Raw genomic sequence first — 15,923 nt, forward strand, 5'->3', positions numbered from 1 at the left:
ATTACTTTAATTTTTTGAACTGTTGAGATTTATGCAGAAGTTTTTAGTGGTCCTGCAATATGCCTGTTTGGCTTTTGGTCTTTATCTGATTTATAGCGTTAGCATGTCGTTATACACCCAGCAGTTTGAGCTGATGGAACTGGTGGCTGATATTGGTACGATTCTGATCTGTATTGATCTGGGCGTATTTTTATTTACCAGTCGCGGTAAACAAAGCATTAGCATGGAAGAGTATGCCAAACAGCTGGAACAGCCGCCATCCAAGCTGGTCTATGTGACCCGAAAGCTGGGCCATCTCGGTATTTTATTGATTATTACCAGCTGGATTGTACCGATGGTTAATTCATAACAATGTTCCAATAAAAAAACCTCCCGATGGGGAGGTTTTTTGTCAAACTTAAAGGTTACTTCGAACCTTTAATTCCGGCTTGTAATAACAGCGCACCCAAACCACCGATCTTTTGCTCTTGTGGTTTAGCCGCTTGCGGTTTCTTGCCCTGAGGACGCTCAGCTTGCGGACGTGCATGCTGTGGACGTTTGCCTTGTGGCTTACGCTCACCGCGCTGCTCATTGTCACGGCGTGGCTGGCGTGGTGCTTTTGGCGCTTCAGAACCTTCAGGACGCATCGACAGATTCACACGGTTACGTTCAGCATCTACATTTAACACACGGACCTGAACAATCTGACCGGGCTTCACCACCTTGTGCGGATCTGCAACAAATTTATTGGCAAGTTCAGAAATGTGTACCAAACCATCCTGATGTACGCCAACATCAACGAAAGCACCAAAGTTGGTCACATTCGTCACCACACCTTCAAGCTGCATGCCTTCCGTCAATTGCGCCACTTCAGTAATATCATCACGGAATTTAGCAGTGCGGAACTCTGGACGCGGGTCACGACCCGGTTTTTCCAGCTCAGCCAGCACATCCTGAATAGTCGGCAGACCAAACTGCTCATCGACAAATTCTTCTGCATTAATTTGACGAATGATTTCAGTATTACCAATGATGTCTTTGACAGTTGTTGCTTTTGCTTCCACCATCTTGCTGACCAGCGCATAAGATTCAGGGTGAACCGCAGAAGCATCTAATGGTTCTGAACCCTGCTGAATACGCAAGAAACCAGCCGCCTGTTCAAACGTGCGCTCGCCCAGACGTGGCACTTGTTTTAGAGACTGACGGTTATCAAAACGGCCATTTTCCTTACGGAATTCTACAATTTGCTGGGCAATGGATTTGTTCAGCCCTGCGATATAGCCCAGAATGGCCGCAGATGCCGTGTTGACATCTACGCCCACCGAGTTCACACAGTCCTCAACTACGGCTTCCAGCGTTTTGGCCAAGCCGGTCTGGTTGACGTCATGTTGATACTGTCCCACACCAATTGATTTAGGATCGATTTTTACCAGTTCGGCTAAAGGATCTTGCAAACGGCGTGCAATCGACACTGCGCCACGAATGGTCACGTCCAGATCAGGAAGTTCTTGAGCTGCCAGCTCAGAAGCTGAATACACCGATGCACCTGCTTCAGAAACTGATACGCGAGTCAGTTTCAAGTCGCTATTCGCTGCCATCATTTCAGCAACCAAGGCTTCGGTTTCACGGCTGGCTGTACCATTGCCAATTGCAATCAGGTCAACATTGAACTCACGGCATAAACGCGCCAGCTCTGTTAATGAACCTTCTTTATCTTCTTTTGGTGCAAATGGATAGATCGTGCTATGTGCCAGTACATCACCAGACTCATTTACAACGGCCAGTTTTACACCCGTACGGATGCCAGGGTCGACACCTAATGTGGTACGTGCACCTGCCGGAGCGGAAAGCAGCAGATGACGCAGGTTTTCAGCAAACACCTGCATGGCTTCAGCTTCAGCTGCCAGACGTTTTTCAGTCAGCAATGAGTGCTCAATAGTGGGGCGAACTTTACCGAGCCAGAACAGTTTGGCTGTTTGTTTCAGGAAGTCCTGACGGGCTGGTGGCTGAATCTGGTCCAGATTGTACTCGGTTTCAATACGTGCCAAAGGCGCATCATCTTCACCGTCGACCTTAAGACCCAGGACATTCTCTTGGCGGCCACGCAACATCGCCAGTAAACGATGGGAAGGCACTTTATTCAGGCTTTCAGAGAAATCGAAGTAGTCACGGAATTTTTTACCGACTTCTTTTTTCTCATCCGAGGCGACCAGACTTTTCAATACGGCAGTTTGCGCAAACATGGCTTTCAATTCAGCCGTCAGCGCAACATTTTGTGCCCAGTCATCAATCAGAATATGCTGGATTGCATCCAGCTGACTTTCCGTATCCGGATAATCTGCATGGCTAAAACCGGCCAGTGCTTCCGCAGGATCAAGCTCCTCTGTAAAGATGCGCTCTGCAACAGGACCTAAACCGGCTTCTTTGGCCTTAAACGACTTACTGGTGCGTTTTGGACGGTATGGCGCGTAAATTTCTTCCAAGGCATTTTTGGTTTCAGCCGCATTTACCCGTGCCAGCAAATCATCAGATAATTTCTCTTGTTCTTTGAGTGATTCAATGACCTTTTCACGGCGTTCATACAAATCACGCAAATACGCTAAACGTGTATCGAGCTGGCGTAATTGTGTATCGTCCAGGCCCTGCGTTACTTCTTTACGGTAACGTGCAATAAAAGGAACACTGGCACCCTCATCAATGAGTTTGATGGCAGCTTCGACTTGATTTGGACGCACGGCAAGCTCTTTTGCCAACTGCTGAACTAAGTCAGTCATCGTGTTTGATCCCACAAGGATAAGTACTAAATGGCATGATTATAAAGACCAAGACTATAAAATCCACAACTGTTTTCATTAATTTATGCAATAGCCATCTCAAGCAGTGCTGCATTTTCTGCTTTTCCTGATAAAGTTTGCATGAACTTTGTTTTTTATCTGGAGTCCAAGCGCATTTTTTTTCAATTTAGATGTATATATTTGGTATCTATGTCTTGATTTTAACTGCAATATTTGGTGCTTTAGAGCATAGTCAATGAATAGTCATGAATCGTATACTCAACGTCTGTTTTCAGTTTTGTTTACGACGACAATAAAGAATAAGGAGCATCTCATGAATTTAGTGGTACCTGCTGAAAAAACCGATGCCGTACAAAGCGAAACCGACCGAGTCGAACGCATCCTGGTTGTCGATGATGACGTGCGTCTGCGTACCCTGCTACAACGCTTTTTGGAAGATAAAGGCTTTGTAGTCAAAACCGCACATGATGCAACCCAAATGGATCGGCTTTTACAGCGGGAATTATTTTCTCTGATTGTGCTCGACTTTATGCTGCCGGTGGAAGATGGCCTGAGTATCTGTCGTCGTTTACGCCAGTCCAATATCGATACGCCAATTATTATGCTGACCGCACGTGGCAGTGATTCAGATCGTATTGCGGGTCTGGAAGCCGGCGCCGATGACTATCTGCCAAAGCCGTTTAACCCAAATGAACTACTGGCACGTATTCGTGCGGTTTTACGCCGTCAGGTGCGTGAGGTTCCTGGCGCACCAAGCCAGCAGATGGAAGTGGTGAGCTTCGGTCCATGGTCTCTGGATCTGTCTACTCGTACCCTGACTCGTGAAGGTCAAGTGGTCACTTTAACCACGGGTGAGTTTGCCGTACTCAAAGCCTTGGTACAACATCCGCGTGAGCCTTTGACCCGTGACAAGCTGATGAATCTGGCACGTGGCCGTGAATGGGGCGCGATGGAACGCTCGATTGATGTTCAGGTGTCCCGTTTGCGTCGTCTGGTGGAAGAGAATCCAGCCCGTGCGCGTTATATTCAAACGGTGTGGGGGGTAGGTTATGTCTTTGTTCCAGATGGTGCGGAGTAATTTTTTCGTATCAGAAAAAATAGGATGAGTTGTCCGTAGCTATATTTCTGATTTTGAATTGCGTGACAAACTCATTCGCAACTGTTTAAAGCAGGAAGTATTTATCTCTAATGTTTCTACGACACAGTGAGGATTTGCTGCAATTTGACGGGTTTTGCGATGAGCAGTACTGCTCCGCAAGATGGTTGTGCCTACTTTTGCCAAAACAACAGTAGGTTGAACCGAAGCTTTCAACCTTTATCTCAATTCCAGGCAGTTTAACTCCGCTAGGATAAGGACTTTTAATTGACTCATCATAATTTGCTGAAGTCATAGCACAGGATTGCTCAGTGAAACTCGACCCCATCGACCCGCAAGAATTTACCGACTTTGTCCGTTACTCGGAAAAAAAACGCACCCGCTGGGAACGCTTTTTAGACAAAATCAAACCCCGTTCCGCCGCCCTGCGCACCACGGTGCTGGTGGTTTTTGTGGTGCTGTTCAGCCTGTTTATGTCGATCTGGTTTTTCTGGCGTACCCTGTATCTGCCTGAAATCCAGCAGCATGCACGCTATTTGGCAGTTGAACTGGAAATCCTGAACAACCCGAATCTACGCCTGTATCATAATGATCAGCAAGTGGATATTGATGCCTATCTAAAAAATCGTCTTGGTATCGAGTACATCACTGATCCGGCGGAATATCCCAATATTAGGGAAAAAGTCATTGCGGAGTTTTTTACCAACCAGATTGAAACAAAGCTGGCCAAAGAGTTAAGAATCGAGCAGGCCACCGTCTATTTCCAGTTTAAGCCAAGTCCGCAGATCTGGATCCAAACACCTGAAATGGATGGCAATTGGGTACGTGAGCCTTTAAAAACCTATGCCAACTATAGTCCTGAGCTGATATGGGGCTGGCTGCTGGGAACACCGCTCATTGCCGGGATTATTATTCTGATCCTGGTACGCCAGTTAAACCGCCCGCTACGCCGCTTGCAAGAAGCAGCCAACAGCTATAGCAATAGTGGATCGGCGCCCTATCTGGATACCAATCACGGACCACTCGAAATCCGCCAGGTGAACCATGCCTTTAACCAGATGATTTATACGCTGGATCAGACCGAACGTGATCGCCGGATTATGCTGGCCGGCATCTCGCATGACTTGCGTACCCCGCTTACCCGCATTCGCCTAAGTGCAGAAATGATGCCCGATGAGGACTTTTTAAAAGAAGGCCTGATTTACGATGTCGAAGACATGGATGCAATTCTGAACCAGTTTATTTCCTATATGCGCGACGGCTCAGATGAAGATTTACAAGATACCAATGTCAACGCCCTGCTGCAGGAGCTGGTCACCCAGTTTAAGCCCTTAGACATCCATTTTAGTCCTCAAGACATTCCACTGATTCAGGTGCGTAGCATGTCCCTGAAACGCTTGATTGGTAACCTGATTAACAATTCAAAGCGCTATGGTGCCGAGCCGATCGAACTTTCTGCGTTTTCAAAAGGCGACCGTCTGCTCATTTCTGTGGCAGACCATGGCGAAGGAATTCCTGAAGATCAGATCGAAGCCCTCATGCAGCCTTTTGTCCGGGGTAATTCTGCCCGCACTGTACAAGGAAGCGGCTTGGGCCTGGCCATTGTAAAGCGTATTGTCGATATTCATGCCGGTGAGCTGCATATCCATAATCGCCCCGAAGGAGGTCTGGAAGCCGTTATTTCCCTTCCTTTGCACAAACCTGATTCAGACGCTTCTGCCCCTGCGAGTACGCTCGATAAAATCCGACAAACGCTCACTGAGCATTTTTAAGATTAGAACAAAAAATGATCAGTTGATTTTTTAGCTTTTCTATACAATTGATTTTATATGTATTTAATTCAACAACTTAAAAAACATCAAATATTCTTATACCTACATTTCGTTAAAAAATTAGACCTTAGCCTAACACCTATGCAAAATGTTTTTTTTGATCGGTACAATCCGTATCATAGTTTAAGAATTAATGAGAGTTGAAATGTCTTTAGATCGTATCCGTTTAGCCTCCCTCCACAACAAAGTCATCAGCCCAGAACAAGCCGCTGCATTCATCGAAGATGGCATGACTGTGGGTATGAGTGGCTTTACTCGCGCCGGCGAAGCTAAGGCAGTTCCTTTGGCTTTGGTACAACGTGCAAAAACCAATCCATTAAAAATCACCCTGATTACTGGTGCCTCGCTCGGTAACGATCTTGACAAACAACTGACTGAAGCAGGCGTATTGGCACGCCGTTTACCTTTCCAGGTAGACAATACCTTACGTAAAGCCATTAACAATGGCGAAGTCATGTTCATTGACCAGCACTTGTCTGAAACTGTTGAACAAATGCGTAACCTGCAATTGAAAAAGCCGGATGTTGCGGTCATTGAAGCTGTTGCGATTACTGAAGATGGCGGCATCATTCCAACAACATCTGTTGGTAACTCTGCAAGCTTTGCAATTTTTGCAGAAAAAGTGATTGTAGAAATCAACACCAACCTCAGCCCGGCATTTGAAGGCTTGCACGATATCTACATTCCGACATATCGTCCAACACGTCAGGCAATTCCATTGACTCAAGTGGAAGAGCGTATCGGTACGCATGCGATTAATATTGACCCATCAAAAATTGTGGGCATCGTATTTAACAACGAATTGCATGACTCTCCATCAACTGTGACTGCACCAGATGATGAGACTCAAGGTATTGCAAACCACTTGATCGCTTTCTTTGAAAAAGAAGTAGCTGAAGGTCGTTTACCTAAAAACCTTGGTCCATTACAAGCAGGTATCGGTTCAATTGCAAACGCAGTATTGACGGGTCTGAAAGATTCTAACTTTGAAGATCTGGTGATGTATTCAGAAGTACTGCAAGACTGTACTTTCGAATTGATCGATGCAGGTAAGATGAAATTCGCTTCAGGTTCTTCAATTACACTTTCTGCAAAATACGGCGAGAAAGTATTTAACAACCTGGAACACTACAAAGACAAACTGGTTCTTCGTCCACAAGAAATCTCTAACCACCCTGAACTGGTTCGCCGTTTAGGTATTATCGGCATCAACACTGCGCTTGAGTTTGATATCTACGGTAACGTCAACTCGACTCACGTCTGCGGTACCAAAATGATGAACGGTATTGGCGGTTCAGGTGACTTTGCACGTAATGCGCACTTGGCGATCTTTGTGACTAAATCAGTAGCAAAAGGTGGCGACATCTCTTCTGTGGTTCCATTTGCCTCTCACATTGACCATGCTGAGCATGACGTAGACATTCTGGTCACAGAACAGGGACTTGCTGACCTGCGTGGCCTTGCTCCACGTGAGCGTGCGCGTGCGATCATCGACAACTGTGCACATCCAATGTACCGTGATGCACTGAACGACTACTTCGACCGTGCCTGTGCAAAAGGCGGCCATACCCCTCATCTGCTTCGCGAAGCATTGGCGTGGCATTCTAACTTTGAAGAACATGGTCATATGCTGACTGCAGAAGTTGCAGTTAAAACAGCATAAGCTAAAGAAGCGAACCATTTAAAAACGCCCTGCGGGGCGTTTTTTTATTCCCCCCAGGTTTAAACCCTGTCGTGCTGGTGCTGTTATTTGAGCTACAGATGCGGGCACTTTTGCTAGAGGGCTTTAAATTCCGATTCTTCACCCTCATACTGAACTCAAGAGTCAAATCAGAGACATGCTATGCGCGTAGATATTTGGTCAGATGTAGTCTGTCCGTTTTGTTATATTGGTAAAAAACGTCTGGAAGCCGCTGCCGAAGAAGCCGGGATTGAACTTGAGCTACATTGGCACAGCTTTCAGCTCGACCCGGAAGCACCGCCTCGTCAGGAAATTTCCAACTCGGAGCGTCTGGCCCAAAAATATGGCCGTTCAGTTGCCGAAGTTGAAGACATGCAGCGCAATATCGCCGAGATGGCAAAGGCGGAAGGAATTGAATTTAACTGGGAAGGTGCCAATTCTGGCAATACCCTGAATGCACATCGTATTATTCATCTGGCCCAAAGCAAAGGTTTGGGCAATGAAGCCCAGGAAGCCTTCTTCTATAGCTATATGACACAAGGTCTGGCGATTGGCGAGCGTGAAACCCTGGAAGATGTCGCTGCCCGGATTGGCCTGAACCCAGTTGAAGTCGATGACCTACTGGACTCAGATGAATATGCGGACTTCGTACAGTATGATCAGGAAATCGCGCGTGACCAGCTCAAAGTGACTGGTGTCCCGTTCTTTGTCTTTGATCAGCGTATTGCCCTGGCAGGTGCACAGCCCAAAGAAGTCTTCTTGCAGGTTTTGGCCAAAGCCTTGGAAACACCACACACTGGTTCGGCTGAGCAGTGCTCTGCTGACGCTTGTGACCTACCCAACCAGCCTGAATAAATAGGCCCCACTAAAAAATCCCCATTCAAGCTGGGGATTTTTTATAATAATTATTTATTGGTACCGCGCTTTATTCACATTTAATCAACCAGAAAACTAATCTTGAGATTGACGCGGTATTCGGTAATTTTATTGTCTTTAATTACAACTTTCTGCTCATTAATCCAAGCTCCCTGAACATTCTTGACGGTTTCCGTGACCTTTGCAATGCCAGTTTGGATGGCATCCTCAAAACTCTTATTACTACTGGAGTTGACTTCGACGACCTTTGCAATTGCCATGATAAAACTCACTGTAAACATGAATGAATGGTTATCTTAGACTGTTTTTCAGGCTGCACGTTGTTTATTAAACAAGCTATAGCAAACGCTTACAGGGTTCAAACAATACAATAAAATCGGGTTTGCTTCTACTTGGAGCTTCTCTAAGAGCCTCTCTATTACCTTGCACTTTTATCTCTCTTTACAAGTATAAAAAGCCTATAAAATCAGACTTGAAGCATAGAGCAAACACTCTAATACATTGTTTTAAAAGTATTATTTTTCAAAAAATTTTACATTTTGCCGAATTGATCATTTTTTAATAATTGCCATTTGATATGATTTCTACGTTATTTCACTCTCCCATTCATTCTGTTCACGCTGTTGGACATGCTTATCTTAAAGGTCAACTTATGAACATGCTTAAATTTGCTTTGGCTACTGCAATCATGGCTGTTTCTATTCAAGCCTCAGCTCAAATTGCACAAATGGTTTATCTGCCAGACTTTCCTGTGAAAAAAGCTGAGACTGAAACCGTGCAGACAGAGCCTACACCTGTAGAAGATGAAAAAGCGGCTTAATGCTCAGGTATTTTTCATGTGTACAGGCTGAATTTTCAGCCTGTTTTTTATATTCAAACCGGGCAAATGATGCACAAATAAAAGAAGAATTTTCTCAAAATATCAACCTCTCCCCACTTTTTATATTTTCTATTGATTTTTATCACTTTTATTAACTTATATTCATTTAAAATTGCAGGAAAAGTACTCAACATCAGTTCTGAGTTATTGTATGATCTAATGAATCTACAACTCTTATAAATTTACTTTATTATTTAAATTTTGCCATGCATACACTTCAAGCTTTGGTTCAAGGAAAAGTCACACCTCAAATGATTTCTATTGATCATTTAATTGAAATGGCTAAACGTTATAACGATCCTCATTCCGCCGAATACAAACTGATAGAACTGGCCACCAATATATTGCTAGCACAGGCTTTGGACCAAGCGCTGAAACATGTCTAGAGAAATAAAATGAATGCTTTAGTAAAGGCAAAACTGATTAAAGAATTACATGAATTAGAGCAGGCGCTGGATCATGACTCCCTCAGCCTATATGAAACCGCCTGCGCCAAGAAAAGAATTCATGACATTTTTAATTTGTGTGATGAGCCCATTTTTAAAAGCCAGATTTTTGCCTTCAAAAGCCGTACCCAACCCGAACTGGCCGCCTATCAGTTTGTGGCCACCACCTCTTATCAACTCAGTTTTCGTGGCTATTTCCACAATGACACTGAGCTCATACGCAGTTTGAAAGCTTTTTCTGTAGCAGGCTGGGCATTTTTACATCATCCTCAGCAGGGCTGGCAGCTCTGGTTTATGTCATCGGCCGAGATGGAGCCGCAGCACAGTCCTTGGAATGATCTGGAAAGCTGCTATCACTGGCTATTGCAGCACCCCCGCTTTGATTTAAAACCAGATCAACAGCGAATGCCTTCGAGCCTACTCATTCCTTTCGCCGAACAGCCTGCTATCCAGGAAATTTCCCCTTATCATTTGAGCGATTCCCCATCACCTGTACATGCTCCAACCAGAGGGATACAGACTATTCCCCTGCTCTCACAAGTTGTACAGGAAAGCTCCGAAACTCAGGCATCTCTCCTAAGCATGCAGCAGACCTCTTTGCCACACCCGGATACAGCTGTGTCGTATGAAGAGGTTAACTTTCCACTCAACCTGCAACTTGCTGATATGCAGGCGCAGGTACGGCCTCTGGAAATCTCTGATCTGGCGCGCTTATGTAAACTAGAGCTGGATCCTATTGTCGCACCGTGGCATGTCGATCTGGCTTTATATTATGCAGCCGAAGATCAGTGGCAAAACCAGCCAGTGTATTTAATTGAGCAGCTAGATGAACATGGGCAATGGTTGAAATACCTGATGCTTCTGGGTACTTCCAGCCTGCAACAGGCACAGCAGTGTATAGAACACTGGGAAAGTTTATATAAGCGATACTGTATTGCGATTAAATCCATTCAATGGACAGATATTGCGCAGATTTTTACCCAGTTTGATCTCTTATATAACCTCTACCATGATCAGGCTGAAACCTGCTGGACCCACACTGCCTATCTACCTTTTATCCCCGCTTCCTCAATCCATACCTCTAAGTTTATCCAGTTTGAGGAAACCCCGGCAGATTTTTCTACTCCACTTTTATTGTTGCAGGAACATCAAAAAATCCGGGTCATTCATGGTGAGCAGCGCCTGTCCCTGAACCCGCAAGAAAAGACTTATCCATATTTACTCCTGAAACGCAGCAAGCATCTCAACTGGCAGAAGATCCACCAGATTATTTTGAGTCTGCCCCAACCTCTCTCTGTATACACCCTGTATACTGAAATTCTTACTCAAATCACTGAATAATTGATGTTATTTTGTAGTTTCACCTTGCTTTTTTTCCTTATTTTTTAGAAAACTACTATTGAAGCAAGAATATATAAGAGCAAAAAATCTCTCATGCAAATTAATAAAATTACGCGAATCTTATTTGTCTCATTTAGCTTGGGCATGGCCAGCTTTGCGCTCCAGGCAAATTCAACTACGCTTAGCGATTCAAACCCTCTCCCTGACCCGGAAAAATCGGTACCCTCGGGCTTACTGAACCAGATCCCACGCCTGATTGATGCCACACCGACTCTTCTTCCTGAACAGTCAAGTGACGCAATTGTGCTCGCGACAGAGCAGACAGAAAACAACTCCTGGGCCGACCAGAAACAAAAAACGGTACGAGAATGGGCTGATCGTACCGCGCTCAAAATTGATAACTGGTTTGGTCAGCCCCATCCCGATCAGCCTGCCAAAGCCAGCTTGAGAGTTATTCTGGACAATAGCTGGAATAAATATGAAGATTATGAAATCAAGCCGCGTATCCGTGGAAAAATCAAGTTGCCCACCATGGAGCGCAAACTGAGTCTGGTATTTGGTGATGATAGTCTGGACAATGAGCTGGACAGCAATGTGGCCATTACCAACGAAAATTCGAGTAATCCCGATAATCACGGCCTGGATACTAAACGTAGCCGGGAAGAAAATACCTCCTTCGCTTTACGCTGGTCCGAATTTTCCGAGCGTCTGCCTTTTGAAACCGATCTGGATCTGGGTCTGCGCTCAGGCGATGACTTATATGCGCGTGCCAAAATCAGTAAACAGTGGACCATGGACAACGATTATTTTTTCTATGCTGAACAGATTTACCGTTATGGAATTCAAAGTGAAAACTACTTAAGAACCAACCTTGAACTGACACATGCCCGTCCAAATCAGGCCTTTTTGTCTAATCAATTCAGCCTGACTTATGCAGATGAGCAAGATGATGATTTAAAATGGGATAACTATCTGTTTAGGCAGCATCAGTTCTTCAAGGACAATCGTTTTAGTTATGGAATCTATAGTGGAGGTTATTTAAATGACAATGACCTGCGTCTGAATCGCTGGGGACCTTATCTGTCCTGGAGACAACCTTTTTTACGTGAATGGTTCTTTGTCCAAACTGATGTCAACTACTTGAATGATCATCGCGAGAACCGCAGCCATTATCCCGGTGCCTCAGTCCGTCTGGAAGCTTTATTTTAAAATATCCAGCACCTTATCTATTGATGACCCGACAGAACCGAATTTTTAAGGTTACCTCGGCCCTTTAAGACCATGGATTGTAGCCTGATCATGAGGACAAACTGCTCGTAAAATAAGGCGGTACCCTATTTGTTTTAGCGGTATATTTTTTCCTTCCAGCGCTACCCGAGTTCAAATCCCCCTTACATTGAGCTCATCAAACTGGGATATTTTTTTAGCCGCTCCTGTTGCTCGATCATGCCAGCACTTAAGCTGGCATCGAAACAGAAAATCCCTCCGAAGAGGGATTTTAACCTGATGAACTGGTCGACTTAAGCCAGCAACAGGCTGTTAATACGCTTGACGTATTCAGCCGGATCTTCAGGCAGACCACCTTCAGCAATCACGGCCTGATCAAAGATCACATTGGCCAGATCATCAAACTGCTTGGAAGCTTCCAGTTTTTTCACCAATGGATGTTCCGGGTTAATTTCTAGAATTGGCTTGATATCAGGAACCGGCTGGCCTGCATCTTTTAGCATGCGGATCAGCTGCGGTGAAAGTTCGCCTTCTCCTGTGACCAGACAGGCTGGAGAGTCAACCAGACGGGTCGTCACCCGCACTTCTTTGGTCTTGTCTTTGAGTGAATCTGTCAGCTTGTCAACCACAGGCTTAAACTGGGCTGCTGCTTCTTCCAGTGCTTTTTTCTCTTCGGCATCCTGAAGATCACCTAGATCAACTGCGCCTTTAGACACATTTTGCAGCGGTGTACCCTCAAACTCATGCACGAAGTTCATCGCCCATTCATCTACACGTTCGGTCATGAGCAAGACTTCAATGCCTTTTTTCTTGAACACTTCCAGTTGCGGAGAGTTTTTCGCGGCATTCAGGCTGTCAGCAGTCACATAATAAATCGCTTTCTGGCCTTCCTTCATAGCGGCTTTATAGTCTGCCAATGAGGTACTTACTTCATCATTGTTCGATGTGGCATAACGCAGCAGTTTTAAAATACGTTCGCGGTTCCCCATATCTTCGCCTAAGCCCTCTTTCAGCACGGCGCCAAATTCCTGATAGAAGGTCTTGAATTTTTCCTGATCTTTTTCATCTTCAGACTTCGCCAAAGCATCGAGTGTGGTCAGGATACGACGGGTATTGCCTTCACGAATGGTTTTGACATCGCGGCTTTCCTGCAGCAATTCACGGCTGACGTTCAATGGCAGATCGGCACTGTCCACCACCCCGTGTACAAAGCGTAAGTAGTTTGGAATCAGGTTATCTGCTTCATCCATAATGAAGACACGTTTTACATACAGCTTGATCCCGGCTTTGGCCTCGCGGGTGAAAATATCATGGGGTGCCTTGCTTGGAATATACAACAGTTGAGTATATTCAGTGCTGCCTTCTACACGGTTATGCGCCCAGGCCAGAGGTGCAGAGAAATCATGAGTCAGGTTTTTATAGAACTCGGTATATTGTTCTTCGGTAATTTCAGATTTGTTACGGGTCCATAAAGCACTGGCCGAGTTAATCGCTTCCCATTCATCAGTTTTCACATATTGACCGCCTTGAGCAGTCTCACCTTCAGCAGCCTCTTCTTCCTGCCAGACTTCTTTTTGCATCTGGATTGGCAGGCTGATGTGATCTGAATATTTATTGATAATCTGCTTCACTTTATAGCTTTGCAGATACTCAAGCGCATCTTCCCGCAAATGCAGGATGATATCGGTACCACGGCTTTCTTTGGTGATCTGCTCAACCTCAAATTCACCCGTCCCCCCACTGATCCAGCGTACGCCTTCAGATGTGTCTGCACCCGCACGGCGTGATTCAACCGTGATTTTATCTGCCACAATAAAACCTGAATAGAACCCCACACCAAACTGACCAATCAGCTGGGCATCGGATTTTTGATCACCAGTCAGTTTGGACATAAAGTCTTTGGTGCCTGATTTGGCAATCGTACCCAGATTATCAGTGGCTTCCTGCTGGCTTAAACCGATGCCATTATCCGAAATAGTGATGGTTTTATGGTCTGCATCCAGACTGACACGCACCCGAAGATCAGGATCATTTTCATAATATTCAGGATGATTGATGCCTTCAAAACGTAATTTGTCACAGGCATCAGAAGCATTCGAAATGAGTTCGCGCAGGAAAATTTCAGGATTGGAATACAGGGAATGCGTTACAAGATGTAGTAACTGGGCCACTTCTGCCTGAAAGCTGTGTTTTTGTGCGCTTGATTCGCTCATTGGTCACTCCTTTTATTTTTAAATACAGATCACAACTGTTGCCAATATGAATGGAGGGAGTTGGCCAATTTTCAATAGAAAAACTTAAATTTTTTCTGCCATAACGCTTTTAGCGCAGTCATTTGCATAAATTTAATTGAATTAGACCTTATCTTAATAAGGTCCCAACCTGTAAATCCGCTCAAAATGCAGATCCAGCTCCTGCTGGCGCATCGTATAAACCTGACTTAAACAGGAAACTGATTCCCGACAGCGATTACGGAATTGCAGCCATTTCACCTGGTCTCTCTGAATTACCGAACGGGTTCCCATCGGCACCAGACGGCGCAAAATATTATAAGTTGTACTCATTTTGACATCGGCATCATTGAGCGAAGTATGCTGACAAATGGCTTTTTCAGTAACTGTCTCGGCTTTATTACAATTAAAACTGGCAGCATGGCTCTCCATGACTATCAGACAGCTTACGATCACAAGACCCTTTAATAAAAAATTCATGTCAATTTTTCTCCTTATTATGAAGTCATATTCAATTAATATTTACTTTATGGATTCTAATATATTTAGATATAGCCAATCTGCTCAATCTTAATTCGTTATAAATCGTTGTTATTTTGAAAAAAAAGCCTCATCAACGATGAGGCTTTTGGAAAAACATATCCGAATTATGAAAGCTTAGAATTTGTAGCTATAACCTAGTGTATAGATTACTGGATCAATATCTAATTTAAAATTTTCGACTGCTGTTTCAACTTTTGGATTAAGGTCTGCATAACGTACATCTGCAAATACACCCCAATTTTTAGCATCTGCTGGTTGGAAGTTAAAACCGATTTGAGCAGCATAGCCAAAGTCCTCTTTAACTTTAACTTTAGTATTCGCTAAATCTCCTGAAGCTTCCTCATCCCAGGGAATAAATGCTGTCGCACCTACACCGATATAGGGGGTGAAAGCAGTTGAATTTTTAAAATTATATTTAGCTGTAATCGTTGGTGGTAAATGTTTTAATTTAACACCTGCTGTTGCTGCACCAGTCACATTTACATCATGGCTAATTGGAGTAGCTAAAAGTAACTCTGCCGAGAAGTTATCATTAAAAAAATATTCTACCGATGGTGTAAAAGCAAGCTCACTATCAGCTTCTACCGTCATAGTATCATTCGCGATCTGTTTGTCTTGAGTTGGAGCAATTGCAGAACCACCTACTTTGACCTGCCATTGGCCCGCCATTGCCGATGCAGAAAGACCCATTAATACAATTAGAGCAGTTTGCTTTAACATTTAAAAACACCCCTTTGGAAGATCAATTATAAAAAACAATCATTAATTAATAATAAACACGAGGAGAATTAATATGCAATAGTGATTATAATACAAAAAAATCAATATTATTTAAGCTGCTGTTATTTAAGTTAATTTATTTTAAATAGACTAAATTGGTTGGTTTTATATTTTCAGATTTTCAATAATAAAAAACAGGATTTTATTCAGACTATAATACTCAGGATTTAATTAAAAAAACTTAAAGATATATTTAAAATGCATTTTAAAAATTAA

General features: G+C 44.0%; 14 protein-coding genes. 9 read left to right on the forward strand and 5 right to left on the reverse strand.

Annotated elements, in window-relative coordinates:
* The first annotated feature begins 31 nt into the window (after nt 1-31).
* The gene (locus tag E2K74_RS10140; protein WP_151205673.1) at nt 32-349 is read left to right on the forward strand and encodes a hypothetical protein; all 318 of its coding nucleotides are present in this window, start codon (nt 32-34) and stop codon (nt 347-349) included.
* A 55-nt stretch (nt 350-404) separates the two neighbouring features.
* On the opposite strand, the gene E2K74_RS10145 is transcribed toward E2K74_RS10140, so the two are convergent.
* The gene (locus E2K74_RS10145; protein WP_151207395.1) at nt 405-2,753 is read right to left on the reverse strand and encodes a Tex family protein; all 2,349 of its coding nucleotides are present in this window, start codon (nt 2,751-2,753) and stop codon (nt 405-407) included.
* A gap of 334 nt (nt 2,754-3,087) precedes the next feature.
* On the opposite strand from E2K74_RS10145, the gene ompR reads away from it, so the two are divergent.
* The 4 genes from ompR to E2K74_RS10165 all read left to right on the forward strand — a co-directional run bounded on the left by ompR (nt 3,088) and on the right by E2K74_RS10165 (nt 8,238).
* Nucleotides 3,088-3,852 (forward strand): two-component system response regulator OmpR, encoded by a 765-nt coding sequence (gene ompR / locus E2K74_RS10150; RefSeq protein ID WP_151207397.1) that lies wholly within the window; start codon nt 3,088-3,090, stop codon nt 3,850-3,852.
* Nucleotides 3,853-4,181: 329 nt separating this feature from the next.
* Entirely contained in the window at nt 4,182-5,642 is a 1,461-nt protein-coding gene (locus tag E2K74_RS10155; RefSeq protein WP_151207398.1) for an ATP-binding protein, read from the forward strand.
* Between the two features lie 205 nt (nt 5,643-5,847).
* Nucleotides 5,848-7,365, forward strand: a complete 1,518-nt coding sequence (locus E2K74_RS10160) for an acetyl-CoA hydrolase/transferase family protein (protein ID WP_151207400.1) — start codon at nt 5,848-5,850, stop codon at nt 7,363-7,365.
* A gap of 180 nt (nt 7,366-7,545) precedes the next feature.
* The gene (locus E2K74_RS10165) at nt 7,546-8,238 is read left to right on the forward strand and encodes a DsbA family protein (protein WP_151207402.1); all 693 of its coding nucleotides are present in this window, start codon (nt 7,546-7,548) and stop codon (nt 8,236-8,238) included.
* Between the two features lie 80 nt (nt 8,239-8,318).
* On the opposite strand, the gene E2K74_RS10170 is transcribed toward E2K74_RS10165, so the two are convergent.
* On the reverse strand, nt 8,319-8,519 hold the full coding sequence (locus tag E2K74_RS10170) for a dodecin family protein (protein WP_151205002.1): 201 nt from the start codon (nt 8,517-8,519) through the stop codon (nt 8,319-8,321).
* 317 nt (nt 8,520-8,836) lie between these two features.
* Here E2K74_RS10170 and E2K74_RS14645 point away from each other — a divergent pair, with 317 nt between their 5' ends.
* From E2K74_RS14645 to E2K74_RS10185, 4 genes are all read left to right on the forward strand, one after another.
* Nucleotides 8,837-9,079, forward strand: coding sequence for a hypothetical protein (locus tag E2K74_RS14645; protein ID WP_162536301.1), 243 nt, complete (start codon nt 8,837-8,839; stop codon nt 9,077-9,079).
* Nucleotides 9,080-9,345: 266 nt separating this feature from the next.
* Nucleotides 9,346-9,525 carry a hypothetical protein gene (locus tag E2K74_RS10175; RefSeq protein ID WP_151205004.1) on the forward strand — a complete coding sequence of 60 codons (180 nt, stop codon included), beginning with the start codon at nt 9,346-9,348 and terminating at the stop codon, nt 9,523-9,525.
* A gap of 9 nt (nt 9,526-9,534) precedes the next feature.
* Complete coding sequence (locus E2K74_RS10180) at nt 9,535-10,926, forward strand: hypothetical protein (protein WP_151207404.1); 1,392 nt, start codon at nt 9,535-9,537, stop codon at nt 10,924-10,926.
* Between the two features lie 93 nt (nt 10,927-11,019).
* The gene (locus E2K74_RS10185) at nt 11,020-12,135 is read left to right on the forward strand and encodes a hypothetical protein (RefSeq protein ID WP_151207407.1); all 1,116 of its coding nucleotides are present in this window, start codon (nt 11,020-11,022) and stop codon (nt 12,133-12,135) included.
* A 311-nt stretch (nt 12,136-12,446) separates the two neighbouring features.
* Here the strand turns inward: E2K74_RS10185 and htpG are convergent, their stop codons facing one another.
* From htpG to E2K74_RS10200, 3 genes are all read right to left on the reverse strand, one after another.
* Nucleotides 12,447-14,366, reverse strand: a complete 1,920-nt coding sequence (htpG, locus tag E2K74_RS10190; protein WP_151207409.1) for a molecular chaperone HtpG — start codon at nt 14,364-14,366, stop codon at nt 12,447-12,449.
* 153 nt (nt 14,367-14,519) lie between these two features.
* Entirely contained in the window at nt 14,520-14,864 is a 345-nt protein-coding gene (locus E2K74_RS10195) for a lysozyme inhibitor LprI family protein (protein WP_151207411.1), read from the reverse strand.
* A gap of 177 nt (nt 14,865-15,041) precedes the next feature.
* The gene (locus E2K74_RS10200) at nt 15,042-15,647 is read right to left on the reverse strand and encodes an OmpW/AlkL family protein (protein WP_151205013.1); all 606 of its coding nucleotides are present in this window, start codon (nt 15,645-15,647) and stop codon (nt 15,042-15,044) included.
* Between the last annotated feature and the right edge of the window lie 276 nt (nt 15,648-15,923).

Source organism: Acinetobacter sp. RF15B (assembly GCF_007558235.1).
Lineage (GTDB): Bacteria > Pseudomonadota > Gammaproteobacteria > Pseudomonadales > Moraxellaceae > Acinetobacter > Acinetobacter lwoffii_C.

What these genes read in the sequence shown, in the direction of transcription:
- E2K74_RS10140 (WP_151205673.1), top strand. Translation starts at nt 32, where the DNA reads ATGCAGAAGTTTTTAGTGGTCCTGCAATATGCCTGTTTGGCTTTTGGT.
- E2K74_RS10145 (WP_151207395.1), bottom strand. Translation starts at nt 2,753, where the DNA reads ATGACTGACTTAGTTCAGCAGTTGGCAAAAGAGCTTGCCGTGCGTCCA.
- ompR (WP_151207397.1), top strand. Translation starts at nt 3,088, where the DNA reads ATGAATTTAGTGGTACCTGCTGAAAAAACCGATGCCGTACAAAGCGAA.
- E2K74_RS10160 (WP_151207400.1), top strand. Translation starts at nt 5,848, where the DNA reads ATGTCTTTAGATCGTATCCGTTTAGCCTCCCTCCACAACAAAGTCATC.
- E2K74_RS10165 (WP_151207402.1), top strand. Translation starts at nt 7,546, where the DNA reads ATGCGCGTAGATATTTGGTCAGATGTAGTCTGTCCGTTTTGTTATATT.
- E2K74_RS10170 (WP_151205002.1), bottom strand. Translation starts at nt 8,519, where the DNA reads ATGGCAATTGCAAAGGTCGTCGAAGTCAACTCCAGTAGTAATAAGAGT.
- E2K74_RS14645 (WP_162536301.1), top strand. Translation starts at nt 8,837, where the DNA reads ATGATTTCTACGTTATTTCACTCTCCCATTCATTCTGTTCACGCTGTT.
- E2K74_RS10175 (WP_151205004.1), top strand. Translation starts at nt 9,346, where the DNA reads ATGCATACACTTCAAGCTTTGGTTCAAGGAAAAGTCACACCTCAAATG.
- E2K74_RS10180 (WP_151207404.1), top strand. Translation starts at nt 9,535, where the DNA reads ATGAATGCTTTAGTAAAGGCAAAACTGATTAAAGAATTACATGAATTA.
- E2K74_RS10185 (WP_151207407.1), top strand. Translation starts at nt 11,020, where the DNA reads ATGCAAATTAATAAAATTACGCGAATCTTATTTGTCTCATTTAGCTTG.
- htpG (WP_151207409.1), bottom strand. Translation starts at nt 14,366, where the DNA reads ATGAGCGAATCAAGCGCACAAAAACACAGCTTTCAGGCAGAAGTGGCC.
- E2K74_RS10195 (WP_151207411.1), bottom strand. Translation starts at nt 14,864, where the DNA reads ATGAATTTTTTATTAAAGGGTCTTGTGATCGTAAGCTGTCTGATAGTC.
- E2K74_RS10200 (WP_151205013.1), bottom strand. Translation starts at nt 15,647, where the DNA reads ATGTTAAAGCAAACTGCTCTAATTGTATTAATGGGTCTTTCTGCATCG.